Raw genomic sequence first — 19,161 nt, 5'->3', positions numbered from 1 at the left:
GGCAAAAAGGTAATGAGCATCGATAAGCAAGCTTTATAACTTTAATAATTAATTTTTTATAAATTAATTTGTTTAAATGTTAAATAAAATCCGTTTAAGTTAGATCATTTTTCAACTTTACTTTTAATATCAATAGATAGGCCATAAACACGGTTTTGTGATCATCGGGTTTGTTGTTCTATATCTTCTATTTACCTACTCTTCTTAAGATACTTTCCCATTAAAATAGATAATAAATGTTAAATTGATGTTGCAAAAAGTTAAACATATACTATCAATAAGTAACTTAATTAGATGTTATGAATGATTTTTACACACGATAATGCGCTTGTTTATCAAGGTGAATATAATGAAGAATATAAAATCTGTTAATAGCCAAATATTTAGGGATATTGTTGCCGTTAATAAGCAAAAGGAACACGAATTCAACAATGGTCAAGATGGGGCAATTATCTTATCTCTGCTGGTGATGTTTTTTACGCCTTTCTTACTACTGAATGAGGCTCGCCAGCTTCTACACATAGATTACAGTTTTGCTGCTATGGCTGGTATAGCAGTGGTTAGTTTTGTATTGGCGGCGATCCTCTATAAGGCATTTAATATTAGCCAGAAATTTGCGAACAAAGAAATATCGCTAAATATATTATTATCAATGTATGTACCTAATAACAAATCTGAGTTCGAGAACTTTAAAGTCGAAGTAAAAAACCAACCAGCACGCTTTTTTGAGTTAGTTGATGAGTGGGTAAACACTGAAAAAATGACTTATGCGAGATAACGTGGTTTTATACAGATTAAAAAAGCGGCTTATTAAGAGCCGCTTTTTTTATGTTTCTTTCTAGAGGTAATATTAAGGGTTAGTGAGATTTACCTTGCTCAATACCTAAGCCAATTTGTGAACGTACAAATTGCTCTCTAAAGCGTTCTCTCTCGAATTTGCCTCTTTCTGAGTTATCTGTGATAGAGAATAACCAAGAAGCGACAAATGCCACTATCATCGAGAAGAATGCAGGATACTCATAAGGATAGATAGGTTTCTCATGATGTAAGATGCTTACCCAAATAGTTGGCCCTAATATCATCAGCACAACGGCGGTAATAAGTCCTAACCATCCGCCTGCTAAGGCACCACGTGTTGTTAATTTCTTCCAATACATCGATAACAGGATGATAGGGAAGTTACAGCTTGCAGCGATAGAGAATGCGAGGCCTACCATGAAGGCGATATTTTGGTTTTCGAACAAAATACCTAACCCGATAGCAACAAAGCCTAAGATCACTACCGTAATTTTGGATACACGTAACTCCTCTTTTTCATTTGCCTTACCGTCTTTGATTGCCATGGCATAAAGGTCATGGGAAACCGCTGAGGCGCCGGCGAGTGTTAGCCCCGCAACAACAGCTAATATCGTGGCGAAAGCAACAGCAGAAATAAAGCCAAGGAAGAAGTTCCCTCCGACGGCATCTGCAAGGTGTACGGCGGCCATGTTTGTTCCACCGATCAATTTGCCTGCTGCATCTTTAAAGTCAGGGTTTGCACTAACAAGAACAATCGCACCAAAACCGATAATGAAAGTTAAAATATAGAAGTAGCCAATGAAACCTGTTGCATAGAACACACTCTTACGAGCTTCTTTCGCGTCACTGACCGTAAAGAAACGCATAATGATATGAGGTAGCCCTGCTGTACCAAACATCAGCGCTAGCCCAAGTGATAAAGCCGATATAGGATCTGAAACTAATCCTCCTGGGCTCATAATGGTAATGCCATTTTTATGTACTTCGACGGCTTCTTTAAATAGGGTATTGAAATTGAAACCAACATGTTTCATGACCATTACGGCCATAAATGTTGCGCCTGCTAATAAGAGAATTGCTTTGATGATTTGTACCCATGTAGTGGCTAACATTCCACCAAATAGGACGTATAACACCATCAAAATACCTACAATTACGACGGCAACATGGTAATTAAGACCAAACAGTAGTTCGATCAACTTCCCTGCACCAACCATTTGTGCAATGAGGTAGAGTGCAACGACAACAAGAGAGCCAACGGCAGACAGTATCCGTATTGGTCTTTGTTTTAATCGATATGACGCAACATCGGCGAAGGTATAACGACCGAGGTTACGTAAGCGTTCAGCAATTAAGAAAAGAATAATAGGCCAGCCAATTAAGAAGCCGATGGAGTAGATCAAGCCATCATAACCGGAGGTGTAAACCAGTGCTGAAATACCTAAGAATGAGGCTGCGGACATAAAGTCACCCGCAATGGCCATCCCATTTTGAAAACCTGTAATTTTACCGCCTGCGGTGTAGTAGTCTGAGCGAGAACGCGTTCTTTTAGATGCCCAATAAGTAATATAGAGAGTAAACCCGACGAATAACAAGAACATGATAATGGCTTGAATATTCACAGGTTGCCGCTCGACATCCCCTGTCAGTGCATCAGAAAATGCGGCTGAAGAGGCGAAAAGTAAGATGAGAGGAAGGAGTTTTATCATTTTTGCACCTCTTTTAAGATTTCAGCCGTTAAACGGTCGTATTCACCATTTGCCCGAATAACATATAGGCCAGTTAATAAGAAAGAGATGACAATCAATCCTACACCAATAGGTATACCTCGTGTGATATAGGATCCTTCACTAATCGGCGTTCCAAGCCAACTTGGGTTAAAAGCAATAAGAAAGATAAAACCGACATACAATATTAATGTGATAGCTGACAACAACCATGAAAATCGACCGCGTTTCCTTACCAATTCTTTAAAGCGAGGGTTATTCTCTACCTCTTGATAAGCAGTAGCATTCATCAGAGTTCTCCTCTGTTATCGTCTTATTGGAATGTATGTAAGGTCGCCATAAAGGCGACCTTCAGGCTTATGACATACTCATTGATTGTTTTTCTTCGAGTAGTTTTTCGACAACGCCAGGATCTGCCAGTGTGGAAGTATCTCCTAAGTTACTAGTATCTCCTGAGGCAATTTTACGTAGGATACGGCGCATGATCTTACCGGAGCGGGTTTTAGGTAAAGAGTCCGTCCAGTGTAGAACATCAGGTGTTGCAATTGGACCGATTTCTTTTCGAACCCAATTACGAACTTCGGTATATAGCTCAGGTGAAGGCTCTTCCCCCGAAATTAAGGTGACATAAGCATAGATAGCTTGCCCCTTAATATTATGAGGAATACCAACAACGGCTGCTTCTGCAATTTTTGGGTGTGCAACTAATGCAGATTCAATTTCAGCAGTACCTAGGCGGTGACCGGAAATATTTAATACATCATCAACACGGCCCGTGATCCAGAAATAGCCATCTTCATCGCGGCGAGCACCATCGCCACTGAAATACATACCTTTAAAAGTAGAAAAGTAGGTTTGCTCAAAACGCTCGTGGTCACCAAATAAGGTACGTGCTTGACCAGGCCATGAATCAACAATGACGAGGTTACCCTCTGTTGCACCTTCTAATGGTTCCCCAAGATTATCAACAAGAGCAGGACGAACCCCGAAGAAAGGTAACGTTGCTGAGCCTGGTTTTAGCATGGTCGCTCCCGGCAGCGGAGTGATCATAAAGCCGCCAGTTTCTGTTTGCCACCATGTATCAACAATTGGGCAACGACTATCACCAATCTTCTTATAGAACCATTCCCATGCTTCAGGGTTGATAGGTTCACCAACGGATCCTAGGATACGCAACGAGCTACGGTTGGTGCCTTCAATGGCTTTATCACCTTCAGCCATTAGGGCGCGGATAGCAGTCGGCGCGGTATACAGGATATTAACTTGGTGCTTATCGACCACTTGGCTCATGCGATTGACCGCAGGGTAGTTAGGCACGCCTTCAAACATCAATGTTTTGGCACCATTAGATAGAGGGCCATATAACAAATAGCTGTGACCCGTTACCCAGCCAACATCGGCAGTACACCAATACACTTCACCGGGATGGTAGTCGAAAGTATATTTAAAGGTGAGTGTTGCATAGACTAAATAACCGCCAGTAGTATGCAGTACACCTTTTGGTTTACCTGTTGAGCCTGAAGTATACAGAATGAATAATGGGTCTTCTGCGTTCATTTCTTCAGGTGGGCAGTCGGCGCTGACGCCATCAATCACATCGTGCCACCATAAGTCACGCCCTTCTACCCAGCTTGGAACATTCCCAGTACGACGGTAGACAATGACATTCTTAACGGTGGTGACATTGGCATTGGTTAATGCGTCATCAACGTTTTTCTTGAGAGGTATTGAGCGGCCAGCACGTAGGCCTTCATCGGCTGTAATAATCAGTTTTGCTTTACAGTCGATAACACGACCCGATACCGCTTCTGGAGAGAAGCCAGCAAAGATAACAGTATGAATCGCCCCAATGCGAGCACAAGCTAACATTGCGACGGCAGCTTCAACCACCATTGGCATGTAAATCGCGACAACATCGCCTTTACGAATACCATGTTGTTTTAATACGTTAGCGAACTGACTAACATCATGATGCAGTTCACGGTAAGTGACATTTTTTGATTGAGAAGGGTCATCACCTTCCCATATGATTGCGGTTTGATCGCCCTTATCTGCCAGATGACGATCTAAACAGTTAGCGCTTAAGTTAAGGGTGCCATCTTCAAACCAGCGAATGCTGATATGGCCAGGATCGAAGGAGGTGTTTTTTACTCGGGTATACGGCTTAATCCAATCAACAACCTTTCCTTTCTCCCCCCAAAACGTTTCAGGGTCTTGAATAGAGAGTTGATACTCATTGTTGTACTGTTGCTCGTTTATCAGGGCATTTTCTGCAATTTCAGCAGTAACGGGATGCTTAGTTATTTGAGTCATATTTTTATCTCCTTGCAGATGTTAATACTATGTCAAAAAATGGTTAACTAAAGCAGGAAATATAAATTTGTTTTTCTTTTGAGCGGGAGATCACGTATTAATTGTAATGGATTTAACAGGATTATCATTTGATGCGAAATCGTCAATTAGATTAATCATCTGATTATCTGTATAAGGGTAGAATTAAAGAAAAACAAAGCAGGGCGATATTGGTATTAGTTGCTAAATAAATCAACAATGATAGTTGATGAGAAAGACCATATAAATATCATGGGTTTGATAATGATTTTCATTAACAGTAAAATAACTATAATTGATACCGACTCACAAGGTGTGAAGTTTCTGAAGTGTATACCCTATGTGTCTTGGCATTGAGTGAGAGATATAGAGGTATATGTCAATAAGTCACTGGAGACAAATACAATGAGCTATACATTACCTGCTTTACCTTATGCTTATGATGCGCTGGAACCTCATTTCGATAAGCAAACAATGGAAATCCATCACACCAAGCATCATCAAACCTACGTTAACAACACTAACACTGCGTTAGAAAAATTACCTGAACTGGCTAACCTAGACATTGATGATCTGATCCAACAATTGGATAAAGTTCCTGCTGATCAACGTACTTTTGTTCGTAACAATGCTGGTGGTCACTCAAACCACAGCCTGTTCTGGAAAGGCCTAAAATTAGGTACTGAACTAAGCGGTGATCTGAAAGCAGCTATCGAGCGTGATTTTGGTAGTGTTGACGCTTTCAAAGAACAATTTGAGAAAGCAGCAGCTTCTCGTTTTGGTTCTGGCTGGGCATGGCTAGTTCTAAAAGATGACGGTAAGCTAGCGGTTGTTTCTACAGCTAACCAAGACAGCCCTCTGATGGGTGAAGCGATTTCTGGTACTTCAGGTTACCCAATTATTGGTCTTGATGTTTGGGAACACGCTTATTATCTGAAATATCAAAACCGTCGTCCTGACTACATCAAAGCATTCTGGTCAGTCGTTAACTGGGATGAAGCTGCAAAACGTTTTGCAGAAAAAACTAAATAATTCATTAAATTAAATGATAATTAGATGGGCGTAACCCTTTTGGGGTTGCGCTTTTTTTATGCCTCTCTTTTTCTTTTTTCTATTAATCTCAGCTTTGTCTCGTTTTAATATCTTGTGTTTTGTTCATAATGTGTCTCATAAGTACAAAAAACAGATTGATATTCTATCCAGTAATAATTCAATAAAGTGAATGATAAGGGAGATAATATGGCGGCTGACATGGTTATGGGGATTGATCTTGGGACCAGTAATAGTGCAGTGAGTTTATGGATTGAAGGGCGAGCGGTATTGGTACCCAATAAACAAGGTGATGTTTTAACGCCATCTGTTGTTGCTCTTGATGATGATGACCAGATCTTGGTCGGAAAATTCGCTCGTGAACGTCTACAGAGTCACCCCCATTTAACCCAAGCCAGCTTTAAGCGCTTTATGGGCACGGATGCAACGTTATCATTAGGCTCTCTGACTTTTCGGGCTGAGGAGCTTTCTGCTTTATTATTACGGCAATTAAAAGAGGATGTTGAAGCTTGGCTTGGTTACCCCGTTAAAGATGCAGTGATCACGGTTCCTGCTTATTTTAATGATGTTCAGCGTCGGGCGGTTAAAACAGCGGGACAACTTGCTGGGCTAAATGTTTTAAGGTTATTGAATGAACCTACTGCGGCATCGTTGGCCTTTGGATTACTCGAAAACAAAGAACACAAATACCTAACCTTTGACCTTGGTGGGGGAACGTTTGATGTTTCGATAATTGATATGTTTGAAGGCGTTATTGAGGTTTGCGCGAGTAGTGGCGATGTCCGTTTAGGCGGTGATGATTTCAGTGAAGCTATTTATCTGTGGATGTTAAAGCAGCATCCTGAACTGAAAGAAGCCCAAGCAGATATTCGCGCGGAATTACTCAAACAAGCAGAAACATTAAAAATCGCATTAGGTCAAAGCAATGAAGCGACGGCTTCGCTACGGTGGAATGATCAGGATTGGCATTGGACAATGACAGATCAGGAGCTAGCTTCTTGTTGTCAATCTTTATTAGCACGATTGCAACAACCTATTTTGCAGGCTTTGCATGATTCTCGTTTTACTCTTAATGATTTGGACGACATCTTATTAGTTGGTGGTGCAACACGAATGCCACTTATCCGACAAACGGTAGCGCGTCTGTTTGGACGTTTTCCTCGCCATGACCTTAATCCAGATGAAGCCGTTGCATTAGGTGCAGGGGTTCAAGCGGGTATGGTGATGGCAGATACAGCCCTTGATGATGTTATTTTAACCGACGTAATGCCATTTTCTTTGGGGATTGAAACCTCAAAAAGAAACGGAACCCATTATGATTCGGGTTATTTTTTACCTTTAATTGAGCGAAATACCTTTTTACCTGTGAGCAAGATGCAAACGGTCAGCACGATTGAAGATAACCAAAAAATGATTTTATTAAAGATTTATCAGGGGGAAGCGCGTCGCGTCCAAGATAACGTATTTTTGGGGGAGATGGCGATTGATATCCCTCAGAAGCCTGCTGGAGAAGTGGATATTGATGTCCGGTTTACCTATACCGTTGATGGATTACTAGAAGTTGAGTGTCGTTATCAAGGTAACCCTGAGGTGTTTCGGCTAGTGATAGAGAAAGTTCCGGGGCAAATGAATGAAGCGCAAATCGAACAAAGCTTATTAAAAATTGCTGATTTAAAACAGCATCCGAGGGATAGAAAAGAGAATCGCGTGTTATTGTCACGCTGTGCTCGGTTATATGAGTTTTTACTGGGTGAGGATCGCTATTGGATGGATCAAGTCACAACGGAGTTTGAAAGAGCACTCGATAGCCAAGATCCACGCCGTATTGCGGCCATTCGTCAACAAGTGGAACAATTTTTGAGTCGCTATGAGGGAGACTCGCATTAATGAGTATATGGCAAACATTGGGAATCACTCAAACAAACGATGAAAAGGAAATTCGGCGTGCTTATGCGCGGCAGGTAAAAAAATATCGACCCGATAGCCACCCTGAAGAGTATCAACAATTACGTGAAGCTTTTGAGGAGGCAAAAAGATATGCCGCTTACGCTATTTATGATGATGAATCTGCCGATGATGAATATGTTGAAGAGCAGGCGAATATAGACGTTGATGTGCCTCATTTAGAAAGCCTCTTACACCAAGAGGCTGTTAATGAAGAAGCCGTTAATGATGATCAACAACAGCAAGAGCTGTCTGAAATTCGGATTACTTACCCATTTTCAGATGTGTTGTTAGATGATTATCAACCATCGATTAATGAATTACCGGTTGTTGAAACAGCTTATACCCAAGAGTTAATTGATTGGCTCGCGAAGCTGTTTATTATTGATGAAAACGCGGCAAAACGTGAATTAGTCGAATTGTGGGAAAACGTCTCTCAAAAAGGCAGTTTGCAGACACATCAGCAATTTCATCAAGATTTTGCGTGGGCATTATCAGAGCAAGAAGGTTTAACCGAAGCTGTTGTGGAACATGTTTCGTCTCTATTAGGCTGGCGGCTTGATGAATATAACTCAGAGCAAATTATCCCGTTTTATATTCAAAACGCATTAACTGAACAGCTACGCCAGACTGAGGTGGCTCGAGCATGGAAGCAGTGTCAGATTGATGCTGTCCATGGAGACTATATCGTTTCTCAATCTTTGCGTGTACTGACGAGTAAAAATGAGAAAGTTTCTTATAAAGTTCGCTTGATACCTGGATTGATCCCTCAAATCGCTGAGCAAGTGAAACAACGAACCAGTGAATACCCAGAGCTAAAGGATAAATTTAACCCTGCTATTTTATCTTTCATACAGCAGCCTAGGCTAGCGTTCAACTGGCGCGGGGTCTTCTTATGTATTTTTTGGGGATTGTTATTGAACATGGTTGCTACTCAGCCTGATGTTAATAGCGGCGTGGCAATAGTTGCTGGTGTGATTATTTTATTCTATTTATTTTTCAATGACCTGATTATGTTTGGGCTTCATTCTAGGAAAAAAGCATTCACTGTATTTTTGGTCAGTGAATTTTTTATAACGTTATTCGTTATCCTGATCTTTTTTCTTGGTCTGTCTGAGGTACTCTTATTCTTTATCACTGGCTTGGATATTGGGCCTGCACATGGTGCACAAGCGATGGTGATTTTTATTCTTATGTGGCTTTTTTGGTATGCATGGCCGAAAGATAAACCTAGTATACGCAGACCGGGCATAATGATGTATCGGGTGTTTGCGAGTCCATGGAAATTTTTGGAGTACTTTAAGTTTTCATGGTTTTCACTCGTTTGGTTAGTTATTATCTATTTGATTTATTATAGTGCTATGCATAACTTATTGAAGTATTGTACAGAATTTCTAGTAAATTGAACTCTGATGCTCGTTCAACGTGATAATGATGAGTTCATTGAATTTAAAGCCACGATAAAGGTGTAATCGCAATGCAAATTCATCCTCAAGTCTATATCGGCGAAGTCAAAGCCACATTAGATTGTGGTCAGAGCGCTATTCATAAGCGTCAAGTGGATGGGCCGTTGCCATTAGGGCAATTAGGGCTTGAGGGAGATGAGCAAGCTGAAAAACGCTTTCATGGTGGCCCTGATCGGGCGCTATGCCATTATCCGGCAGAGCACTATCAATTCTGGGCTAATGCTTATCCTGAACTTGAATCTCTTTTTACGCCACCAGCGTTTGGTGAAAATATCTCGACTCAAGGTATGACAGAAGAGAATGTCTTTATTGGTGATATTTATGCTTGGGGTGATGCTCGTATTCAAGTCACCCAACCACGCTCGCCATGCTATAAGCTCAATGGCCTGACAGGCGTTGAAAACTTTGCTCAAATAATGCAAGAAAATGGTCGTTGTGGTTGGTTGTATCGAGTGATAAAGACGGGGTCAGTCAGTGCCGCAACACCGATCACCCTTTTAAGTCGTAATAGCGATATTTCTGTTCAAGAAGCGATTATGATCGCTTTTCATGCCCCATTCGATGAAGAGTTATATCAACGTTTGCTAGGAGCCGCGGGGCTGTCTGCAAGTTGGAGCCTGACGATGCAAAATAGGCTTGAGCATCGCCGTATTGAAGAGTTCAGCCATCGCTTATTTGGTAAGCGAGGCTGATATTCTTAAAGGCTGCCGCTGATAAATTGTTGATACCAAGGCTCACGGGCTAATAATTCTGCATGTGTTCCTTGGTCAACGATTTCGCCAGATGCCATCACAATAATATGATCGGCTTGGCTGGCAAGCATCGGTTGGTGAGTCACAACAATACGTGTCTGCTGGTTGGCAGTGAGTAGCTGTTCAATAACAGCGGCAGTATTGATGTAATCAAGGCTAGCTGTCGGCTCATCCATCAAAATAATATCAGGACGGCTTAATAGTAGTCTTGCAATACACAAACGTTGCCTTTGTCCACCAGAGAAAATTTGCCCTCCAGCACCTACATCTCCATCTAGTAAAGTATGATCTGCATCGATATTGAGTTGTTGAAGCATGGCGATGATTGATGGATCATCGATCTCTTCTGAACTGGCAGTCATATTTTGCCGTAAACTGCCTTTAAACAGCCGGTTATCTTGAAATAATATGCCTCGCTTACTACAGAGCACTGCTTGCGATAATTGAGCGATATCTTTATTGCCATACCGCACTACGCCTTGTGAAGGGTCTTGCAAGCGCGCCAACAAATTCAATAACGTGCTTTTTCCAGCGCCAGACGCCCCCACAATGGCCGTGAATGTATTTGCTTTAAAAGTTAAGTCGAGCGGTTTTAATAGGACTTTCCCCTCCTCTGTACGCTGAGATAAGGCGTTACAGCTCACGGTATTTTCAGATGGGGTTTGAGATGAACGAACAAAATTAAGCTCAGGTGTTTCCAGTGCTTGGGTTATCTGATTGAGCGATTTTTTAGCTTGGCGTAATGCTTGGTCTAAATGGGAAAGCAACCAGAGTGGCTCAATAAAACGCGCTAATAACAGCATGGCGGCTAACCACATAGGTAGGGTAAGTGTTTCACGATTGACCGCCAATAAGCCGAAAGCTAATAAGCCGATAAAGGTTACTTGAATAGCGAATGAAAATAGCAAATGAAAAGGCAAGCTACGGCGTTGAAGTTGTTTTTGTGTCTGATATTGCTGAGTCAGGCTCTGCTCTAAACCTTGTTGTTGCTGTTGACTGACACCCGCTCTGCGAAGCAGCGGTTGATGTGTGGCAAAGTGGCCTAATTCATCGATAACCTTCTGCTGTGAGGCGTGTACTTGCTTTTCGGCGAATGACACGTGTTTGGCGGAAAAACGTAAAATAAGTAATAACATGAAGCCAATCATTAACAGGATGCTTCCTAGCCAAAAGTTCAGAATCAATGCCCCTAAGATCACGGTTAAAGGGGTGACAATACCGCTAATGATTGGGTGTAATAAGTGAGCAGGAATGGACATCACATGGGAAATAGGCCCAGAAACTAAACTTGTCGCACTTGGGATTGGTTTTAATGAGACAGGTAGATGGCGTATTAATGCGTTGGTGAGCGTGCGCATAACAATGCCACCTGCAAGGTAGCCTTTCTGAGTGGCGATAAAAATAACGGTTAATGACACTAAGCTACTCACCAGTAGCCAAATCAGCGCACTTATATCGTCGGAGCCCCAATTGATGATCACAGGAACGAGTAGCAACCCGTTGATACCATCTAAGATAGCAGCGAATATCATCCATAATAGCGCACGACGGACGGTACTTAAGAACAGACGGATCATGCGGCGTCCTCCAATGCACTTAGTAATTGTTGATATTGGGGAGTATGTTCAGATAACTGTAGGTGTGTACCTTGAGCAATTATTTGCCCTTCTTCCAGTAAGATCACCGTATCTGCATGGCATAAATAGCTCAGATCATGGGTGACCAAGACTCGTGTACGCTGCTCTTGGTTTAAAAGCTGGAAAAATAACTCGGCATTTTGCGGATCTAATGCAGATGTTGGCTCATCAAACAACAAAATAGGGACTTTAGAGAGCAGCACGCGAGCGATAGCTAAACGTTGAGCTTCACCACCTGATAAGGTGATATCATGACCGACTAAACTGTCTAGCCCCTTTGGTAATTGCTGGAGCCGTGTTAGTAGATTTAATTTTTCAAGGTAGTCAGTGATTTCGACCGCTGTCGCATCGGGGGCAAATAGCTGTAGATTTTCTTTCAGCGAACACGGCATAGGTTGAGTATTCTGCATCACAATAGATACTTGCTGGTTTAACCCTGCTAATGAGAATTGAGGTAGGGGCGTCGTATTAAAGTATAACTCGCCACGAGTTGGGTCGAGGAACCGTGCCATCAATTGTAAAAGTGTACTTTTTCCTGCTCCCGATGCACCAACAATAGCGACAAGCTGACCGGGTTGAATGGTTAAGTTGATGTTAGAGAGTAAAGTTTTATCCTGTACACAATAATCCACATCGTGAATATGAACGGCACAAGGCGCTCCTTGCAGTGATTTATCACCATACTGCATTTCTGTTTGCTCAAGAAAATGGCGAATACGCTCTGAAGCGGCGACTGCATGGTTGAGGGCATCGGCACCATGCCCCATGGCAGCGATTGGAGCGGTAATGCTATGCATCAAAAGAATAAACAACACCATTTGCGACAGTGACACCGAGGTCGGCACTACCAACGACCCAATAATCACCCATAACGTCAGTAATGTGGTACTCATTCCAATTTGAGTCAGTGAACTGAATGCGCCGATTTTGTTAATCCAGCGATTAAAGGCCACGAGAAAAGCGGAGAGTGCTTGTGTCACAGCAAGTTGAATGGCGCGGTTTGGATACTGTCTTGCAAGTAATGGGTTATCGGCAAACTCTGCATATTGAGCATATAAATTCCCCATCGTCTGGTCACGAGCAGTGAATAGCGATTGATAACGTGGTGAGCGTAGCTGGCGGAAAAGGTAAATGGTGATGATTAAAGGAAGTAGGCAAAAAATCATTAATGCCCAGTTGGTCCATAATAAGATCAGCGTTGTGGTTATGGGAACGACAAACAGTTGAGCCAAGTCGGCAGGTGCATGGGCGGTGAGTTGATGCAGCAAGCGCACATCGCGATCAACAATTTTTTGGATCCCTTCTTTACCTGAATAAACAAACTCACTCAAAGGAAGTCGATTGAGTTTATTGAGTATTTTTAGCCTTAATTGATAGCACAATTGGTTATCCGTTTGATGGGTTAGGTATAGGGCAAGTGTTTGGCAAACGAGCCATACGACTCCGCTAATAAATGCAATAATGACCCAAGTGTTCCCTTGTTCAACAGGGGATAAGGCGATTTGGCTAATTGCAACCCAAGGGATCAGGGAGCTAATGCCAGCGATAGCTTGTAAAATAACAGCAAATATTAAAACAAAACGATAAGGGCGTAACAATGCCCAAAGTGCGCGGTACATAGAAACCTCCATAGCCGGGTAGTTACTTTAATTGATTTCCTTGTTTAACTGGCAATGAGTTGTTTCGATACCGAAACTATTTGTTTGGCTAACGGGTCTTATTGACGGGGTAAATGGCGTAATTTAAGCAGACTTATTATCGATTTTCAGTAATATAAATAGGTTTTAGTAAAAAGGGGAATAGGGATGCGGTACGATTTAAATGACCTCTACTACTATGTCAAAGTAGTCGAGCATGGCGGGTTTTCACAAGCAGGTCTTGCTTTGGGGATCCCGAAATCTAAACTTAGCCGCCGTATTGCTGATCTTGAGCAGAAACTCAATGTTTCCTTAATTTATCGTTCAACACGCCAGTTCCATGTGACTGAAATCGGCCAAACCTTTTATCAACAATGCAAAAATGTTGTCGATGAAGCGAAAATTGCTGAGGAGCTGATCTGCTCTGTACAAACTGACCCGAAAGGGATCATTAAATTGTCTTGTCCTGTCGCTTTACTTCAAGTGTATCTGCAAGATTTATTAGTCGATTTTATGGTGAAGTATCCGGAGATCGATGTACAAATCTTAGCAGTTAATCGGCCCGTTGATGTGATCAGTGAAGGGTTAGATATGGCGCTGCGAGTGCGTTCGCTGCCGTTAGATGATTCGGGTTTAATGATGAAAGTATTGGGTTATTCACGGCGGGTTTTGGTCGCTAGCCCGTTGTTATTTAAAGGCGGAGAGCCGCTGCAACAACCCGAAGAGTTAGTGAATTACCCAATATTGGCAAATACCGAACATTCCCAAAATTATACGGTGACACTGAAAAACAGTGAGGACTTAAGCTTCACTCAGCACTTTATCCCCAAATTAGCAACAACCGATATTTTGACCTTGTATAAAGCCGCATTAAAGGGAATTGGTATTGCTCGATTGCCTTATGGTGTGGTGGAAAAAGACTTAAGTTCAGGGGCATTGATTGAAATATTACCTGAATGGCGTTTTCCTGAAGATATTATTCATGCGGTTTACCCATCAAGAAAAGGTTTATTGCCATCAGTACAACTATTATTAAATTATTTGGCTGAGAATATTTCACCAACTGTTAAATCATCATAATCCATCACCGTAATAAAGATAACTCCTCAATAGTCACCCTATCGAGGAGTTATTATCTTATTGATTTTGAGGGATTCGGCCAAATTTACCACGATTAAAATCATTAACCGCTTCGATAATTTCTTTATCGCTATTCATCACAAAGGGACCATAGCCGACAACGGGTTCATCAATGGGCTCACCGCTTAAGAAGAGTACAACAGCATCTTCCGTGGCTTCCATAACAATATTACTGTCACTACTATCAAGGATGAGCAGCTCTCCCTCATTTAAACTAGCGTGACCATCAACAATTAACGAGCCATGTAACATCACTAAACCAACATTACGACCGGCTTTAGTTTGTAACCCTACTGTTTTACCTTTTTTCAGTTTGAGATCCCAAACATCTAAAGGGGTAAATGTACGTGCAGCACCATTATTTCCTAGATAGTTACCTGCAATGACGCGTAAATAGCCTGCATCATTAGGTAAAGCAATATTCGGAATATGGCTACTTTTTAGCAGTTGGTATCCCGGAGACGCCAATTTATCTTTAGCCGGTAAGTTGACCCACAGTTGCACCATATCTAAGGTGCCGCCATTTTTCATAAAATCATCGGATTGGTATTCTTGATGTAAAATACCGGATGCCGCAGTCATCCACTGAACATCTCCTGGACCAATCACGCCCCCTTCACCTGTAGAATCATGATGTGCAACCTCACCATCATAGACGATAGTTACCGTTTCGAACCCTTTGTGCGGATGCTCTCCAACACCACGGTTCTCAGCATCTGAGCTTGGGAAGGTAAAAGGCCCCGCTCTATCAAGTAAAAGAAATGGGTTGAGATATTTCCCGTGGTTGTTATAGCTAAATAATGAGCGAACAGGGAAGCCATCTCCAACCCAATGACTGCGAGGTGCGTTATAAATACCAATGATCTTTTTCATGGTTATGCTCCTAAAATAGATTCTGATGTATTTATCATAGGGGCACGATTTCGTTATCAGTAGTGGTAAAAATAGGTTTCATTGTTTCATTACTAGAACAATAGTTCTGGTTTCCATTATCCTATTTTTAGAACAGTGTTTACTAAAAACCGGACTACTCAACAAAAAATCGATGAATTAATGTAAATAACAAGAGAGCGGGGCAACGATTGTTCTATTTCTCGTTTAAAAGCATTTCATTATTTTATTGATTGAGAGGTTTCATTATGAGTAATCCGGCAAACTTCAATGGACAGCGTCCTGTTATTAATCCAGATGATGCAGTGATGTTATTGATAGACCATCAAAGTGGTTTGTTCCAAACTGTCGGTGATATGCCAATGACAGAGCTGCGAGCGCGTGCTGCTGTTCTCGCAAAAATAGCTTCATTGGCAAAAATGCCTGTCATCACAACAGCATCTGTACCACAAGGCCCGAATGGCCCTCTGATCCCTGAAATTCACCAAAATGCGCCACATGCACAATATATTGCACGTCGCGGTGAAATCAACGCATGGGATAACCCTGAATTTGTTGAAGCAGTTAAAGCAACGGGTAAAAAACAACTGATTATCGCGGGCACGATAACCAGTGTTTGCATGGCTTTCCCTGCTATTAGTGCGGTAGCTGACGGTTACCAAGTTTTTGTCGTCATTGATGCATCTGGTACTTATAGCAAAATGGCACAAGAAATCACCTTAGCACGCATGGTTCAAGCTGGTGTTGTACCAATGGATACAGCCGCGGTCGCGTCTGAAATTCAGAAAACGTGGAATCGTGAAGATGCGGCAGAATGGGCACAAGCTTACACGCAAATTTTCCCTGCATATCAACTGCTCATTGAAAGCTATATGAAAGCTCAAGATGTTTTGAAAAACAATGAGCAATTAGATTCAGAACGCTAAGCCTCATTTTTAACTCGAATTATCCGTAGCCTTTACTAAAAGTAGAGGCTACCTATCTGTATTAATTTAGATAAAACAAATAATTAGGATGTATTCCATGAAAAAGATTGTATTGCCATTATTGGCTTCACTATTGGTAGCCGGTACTGCTCAAGCCGCAAATTATCAGTTAGATCCAACCCATACTAAAGCGGTTTTCTATATTGATCACTTTAATACATCGACCAATAGCGGTGGTTTCTACAACATTCGTGGTGATATGAGCTATTCCCCAGAAAAAAACAAGGGAAGCATTAATGTCAAAATCCCAGCGGAGACATTAAATACCGGTCTAACAGCGTTTGATAACCATATTAAGAGCGCCGATATGTTAGATGTAGCGAAATACCCAACCATCGAATTTAAATCAACTAAATGGAACTTTGCGGATAATAAACCTGTTTCTATTGATGGCATTTTAACCATGAAAGGACAGTCTCATCCCGTTCAGTTGAAAACAACGAAATTCGGCTGTTATTTCAGTCCTATTTTTAAAGCGGATGTTTGTGGTGGTGACTTTGAAACGACCATTGACCGTACAAAATGGGGGGTGGATTTCCTTGCAAAAGAGGGAATGGCAAAAGAGGTAGTGATAAAAATACAAGCGGAAGCTATCAAACAATAAGTTGAGGAGGTGGAGTATGTTACACAGAGCAAAAAAACAGCCCATCGCGGTGATGTCATCGGCGATACTGGCTTTGACCTTATCTGTTGGGGCTGTACAAGCCGCGGATTATCAAGCGAGTACCAAAGAAGGACCGATTAAAATTATCAATTTAGATGAGCTAGAAGACCAAGTTGCGAAAAACATGGAAAAAGGGGCTTTTGGCTATATTCGAGGTGGGGCCGAAGATGAGCTGAACTTAGATAAAAATACGCGTAGCTTTGATAGAAAATACATTATGCCGCGGGTAATGCAAGGGATTGAAATTAAAGATATTGACTTATCAACCCAATTTTTAGGGATTGATTTAAAAACGCCAATTATTCAAGCCCCAATGGCAGCTCAAGGTTTGGCCCATCAAGACGGTGAAATTGCGACAGCCAAAGGGATGGCGAAAGCTGGCTCAATTTTTTCATTAAGTACTTATGGTAACAAGACTATTGAAGAAGTCGCCGAAGTTTCAGGGGAAAGCCCATTCTTCTTCCAACTTTATATGAGCAAGAATAATGCTTTCAATGAGTTTACCTTGAAACGAGCTAAAGAGAGTGGTGCTAAAGCGATTATTTTAACGGTGGATTCGCCAGTTGGTGGCTATCGCGAAGATGATATTCGCAATAACTTCCAATTCCCACTTAGTTTTGCCAATTTAGAACTGTTCGCTAAACAAAATGATGATGGCTCTAAAACAGGTAAAGGGGCTGGGATCAGCGAAATTTATGCTCAAGCTAAACAAGCCTTTACCCCAGCAGATATTGCTTACGTGAAAAAACTATCGGGTTTGCCTGTGATAGTGAAAGGGATCCAATCACCTGAAGATGCAGATAGAGTGATCAAGGCTGGTGCAGATGCGATTTGGGTATCTAACCATGGTGGGCGACAATTAGATAGCGGCCCAGCTTCTTTTGATGTTTTGCCTTCCATTGCAAAAGTGGTCAACAAACGTGTTCCTATTGTTTTTGATAGTGGTGTTCGCCGTGGCTCCCATGTGTTTAAAGCGCTAGCAAGTGGTGCTGATGTTGTCGCGGTGGGTCGTCCAATTTTATATGGATTAAATTTAGGGGGCGCGAAAGGGGTGAATTCCGTTATTCAGCAACTGAATAAAGAATTATCCATTAATATGATGTTGGGTGGCGCGAAAAATATTGAAAGTGTAAAAGCAACGAAGCTTTATACCGATATGGATTTTCAATAAATTTCATTAAGTGAAAAAACGGGAGATGCCTCCCGTTTTTTTACGCTATTAAGATAATTAGATGCTAAATCCACCATCAATATTTAAGCTTGCACCTGTGATATAAGCAGCGGCAGGGCTGGCTAAATAAACGACAAAACTGGCTATTTCATCGGCGCTGGCATAACGTTTTAATGCCATGATCTGTTTTAAACTCTCTGCAAACTCACCTTGTTCAGGATTCATGTCCGTGTTGACAGGACCGGGCTGGATATTATTCACAGTAATGCCTCGGCTAGCGACATCACGAGCCATCCCTTTAGTAAGCCCTACGATAGCGGCTTTGCTCATCGCATAAGCACTACCGCCTTCAAATGGTACTCTTTGTGCGTTAATGCTACCAATATGAATAATGCGCCCATTATTATTCATCACTTCTAATGCAGCTTGGCTGGCAATAAATAGGCTGCGAACATTGAGGTGATAGGAGCGATCGAACGCTTCTAATGATAGGGTATCTAATGTTCCTAGCTCTAAAGTACCAACATTGTTAACTAAGATATCAAGGCTACCAAATGTATTGGCGGCTTGTGTGATGGCGGCTTTTATTTCATTTTCATCAGCGCTATTTGCTTTGATTGCCAATACGTTACCTGAAAATTGCTCAATTTCAGCCACTAAAGCTTTAGCTTTATCGTCAGAAGAGGCGTAGGTAAAAGCGACACTGGCCCCAGCTTGAGCAAATTGTTTGACGATAGCAGCACCGATACCTCTTGATCCACCTTGAACAAAAGCATATTTATTTTTGAATAACATAGATTCACCTTAACGTTATTACATATCAATGAGTGAGCTATTTGACTGAGAAAAGCACAGAGACACCAGAGAGATAAATCGATGAGGTTGTTGAAAATAATTGAAGGTGAAGAGAAAGGTGAGTTTTTAAATTAAAAGCCCTTACCTTTTAGAAGAGATAAGGGCGTGTATG

General features: G+C 41.7%; 16 protein-coding genes. 9 read left to right on the top strand and 7 right to left on the bottom strand.

From position 1 onward, the window contains the following. Positions 1 to 349 precede the first annotated feature (349 nt). Complete coding sequence (locus PR675_RS17905; protein ID WP_014657136.1) at positions 350 to 778, top strand: hypothetical protein; 429 nt, start codon at positions 350 to 352, stop codon at positions 776 to 778. Between the two features lie 79 nt (positions 779 to 857). On the opposite strand, the gene actP is transcribed toward PR675_RS17905, so the two are convergent. The 3 genes from actP to acs all read right to left on the bottom strand — a co-directional run bounded on the left by actP (position 858) and on the right by acs (position 4,838). Then, positions 858 to 2,507: a cation/acetate symporter ActP gene (actP, locus tag PR675_RS17900; protein WP_060561500.1), complete on the bottom strand. Its 1,650-nt coding sequence runs from the start codon at positions 2,505 to 2,507 to the stop codon at positions 858 to 860. After that, positions 2,504 to 2,815 carry a DUF485 domain-containing protein gene (locus PR675_RS17895; protein ID WP_004916081.1) on the bottom strand — a complete coding sequence of 104 codons (312 nt, stop codon included), beginning with the start codon at positions 2,813 to 2,815 and terminating at the stop codon, positions 2,504 to 2,506. The genes actP and PR675_RS17895 overlap by 4 nt, the downstream gene beginning before the upstream one ends. Positions 2,816 to 2,882: 67 nt before the next feature. After that, positions 2,883 to 4,838: an acetate--CoA ligase gene (acs, locus tag PR675_RS17890; protein ID WP_004916080.1), complete on the bottom strand. Its 1,956-nt coding sequence runs from the start codon at positions 4,836 to 4,838 to the stop codon at positions 2,883 to 2,885. Between the two features lie 423 nt (positions 4,839 to 5,261). Here acs and sodA point away from each other — a divergent pair, with 423 nt between their 5' ends. The 4 genes from sodA (at position 5,262) to yiiM (ending at position 10,008) form a co-directional block, all read left to right on the top strand. Beyond that, the gene (gene sodA, locus PR675_RS17885; RefSeq protein WP_014657135.1) at positions 5,262 to 5,888 is read left to right on the top strand and encodes a superoxide dismutase [Mn]; all 627 of its coding nucleotides are present in this window, start codon (positions 5,262 to 5,264) and stop codon (positions 5,886 to 5,888) included. 207 nt (positions 5,889 to 6,095) lie between these two features. Further along, positions 6,096 to 7,793 (top strand): Hsp70 family protein, encoded by a 1,698-nt coding sequence (locus PR675_RS17880; RefSeq protein ID WP_014657134.1) that lies wholly within the window; start codon positions 6,096 to 6,098, stop codon positions 7,791 to 7,793. Next, entirely contained in the window at positions 7,793 to 9,256 is a 1,464-nt protein-coding gene (locus PR675_RS17875) for a J domain-containing protein (protein WP_060561501.1), read from the top strand. Before PR675_RS17880 ends, PR675_RS17875 begins: the two co-directional genes overlap by 1 nt. 71 nt (positions 9,257 to 9,327) lie before the next feature. Continuing rightward, the gene (gene yiiM / locus PR675_RS17870) at positions 9,328 to 10,008 is read left to right on the top strand and encodes a 6-hydroxyaminopurine reductase (RefSeq protein ID WP_004916078.1); all 681 of its coding nucleotides are present in this window, start codon (positions 9,328 to 9,330) and stop codon (positions 10,006 to 10,008) included. A 5-nt stretch (positions 10,009 to 10,013) separates the two neighbouring features. Here yiiM and PR675_RS17865 read toward each other — a convergent pair whose 3' ends face one another. Then, positions 10,014 to 11,645 (bottom strand): ATP-binding cassette domain-containing protein, encoded by a 1,632-nt coding sequence (locus PR675_RS17865; RefSeq protein ID WP_272582848.1) that lies wholly within the window; start codon positions 11,643 to 11,645, stop codon positions 10,014 to 10,016. Next, positions 11,642 to 13,324, bottom strand: a complete 1,683-nt coding sequence (locus tag PR675_RS17860; protein WP_060561503.1) for an ABC transporter ATP-binding protein — start codon at positions 13,322 to 13,324, stop codon at positions 11,642 to 11,644. The genes PR675_RS17865 and PR675_RS17860 overlap by 4 nt, the downstream gene beginning before the upstream one ends. 186 nt (positions 13,325 to 13,510) lie before the next feature. On the opposite strand from PR675_RS17860, the gene PR675_RS17855 reads away from it, so the two are divergent. Further along, complete coding sequence (locus tag PR675_RS17855; RefSeq protein WP_004916076.1) at positions 13,511 to 14,422, top strand: LysR substrate-binding domain-containing protein; 912 nt, start codon at positions 13,511 to 13,513, stop codon at positions 14,420 to 14,422. A 57-nt stretch (positions 14,423 to 14,479) separates the two neighbouring features. Here the strand turns inward: PR675_RS17855 and PR675_RS17850 are convergent, their stop codons facing one another. Next, positions 14,480 to 15,355 carry a pirin family protein gene (locus PR675_RS17850; protein ID WP_004916075.1) on the bottom strand — a complete coding sequence of 292 codons (876 nt, stop codon included), beginning with the start codon at positions 15,353 to 15,355 and terminating at the stop codon, positions 14,480 to 14,482. Positions 15,356 to 15,621: 266 nt separating this feature from the next. Here PR675_RS17850 and PR675_RS17845 point away from each other — a divergent pair, with 266 nt between their 5' ends. From PR675_RS17845 to PR675_RS17835, 3 genes are all read left to right on the top strand, one after another. Continuing rightward, positions 15,622 to 16,299 (top strand): hydrolase, encoded by a 678-nt coding sequence (locus PR675_RS17845; RefSeq protein ID WP_004916074.1) that lies wholly within the window; start codon positions 15,622 to 15,624, stop codon positions 16,297 to 16,299. Positions 16,300 to 16,396: 97 nt separating this feature from the next. Then, entirely contained in the window at positions 16,397 to 16,963 is a 567-nt protein-coding gene (locus PR675_RS17840) for a YceI family protein (RefSeq protein WP_004916073.1), read from the top strand. A gap of 52 nt (positions 16,964 to 17,015) precedes the next feature. Beyond that, positions 17,016 to 18,194, top strand: coding sequence for a lactate oxidase (locus tag PR675_RS17835; RefSeq protein ID WP_239686487.1), 1,179 nt, complete (start codon positions 17,016 to 17,018; stop codon positions 18,192 to 18,194). 57 nt (positions 18,195 to 18,251) lie between these two features. Here PR675_RS17835 and PR675_RS17830 read toward each other — a convergent pair whose 3' ends face one another. Further along, the gene (locus PR675_RS17830) at positions 18,252 to 18,989 is read right to left on the bottom strand and encodes a 3-oxoacyl-ACP reductase family protein (RefSeq protein ID WP_004916069.1); all 738 of its coding nucleotides are present in this window, start codon (positions 18,987 to 18,989) and stop codon (positions 18,252 to 18,254) included. Between the last annotated feature and the right edge of the window lie 172 nt (positions 18,990 to 19,161).

The sequence above is a fragment of the Providencia sp. PROV261 genome, assembly GCF_028477945.1.
GTDB lineage: Bacteria > Pseudomonadota > Gammaproteobacteria > Enterobacterales > Enterobacteriaceae > Providencia > Providencia stuartii.
This window is presented reverse-complemented; position numbering and strand designations above follow the sequence as displayed.